The organism is Anaerobacillus sp. 1_MG-2023 (assembly GCF_030547345.1).
GTDB lineage: Bacteria > Bacillota > Bacilli > Bacillales > Guptibacillaceae > Guptibacillus > Guptibacillus hwajinpoensis_B.
Window position 1 is genome coordinate 1 of the sequence record NZ_JAUORD010000342.1, and the last position, 228, is coordinate 228.

1 pseudogene is annotated in these 228 nt (G+C 40.4%); it reads left to right on the forward strand.

Annotated features, from left to right (window positions below):
• Positions 1–228, forward strand: a pseudogene (locus Q4550_RS24375) (alanine--glyoxylate aminotransferase family protein); the annotation flags it as partial.

Sequence of the window (228 nt, forward strand, 5' to 3'; positions counted from 1 at the left end):
ATACAGAAGCAACTTCTATGATTTATGCTCTTCATGAAGGACTTCGGATTGTACTTGAAGAAGGATTAGAAGAACGTTTTGCTCGTCACAAGCATCACGAACAGGCTCTAATAGCTGGTATTGAAGCAATGGGATTAGATATATATGGGAATATTGACTCCAAACTCCCCGTAGTTACCTGTGTCACAATACCAGAAGGAATTGATGGTGAATCCGTACGGAAAATGC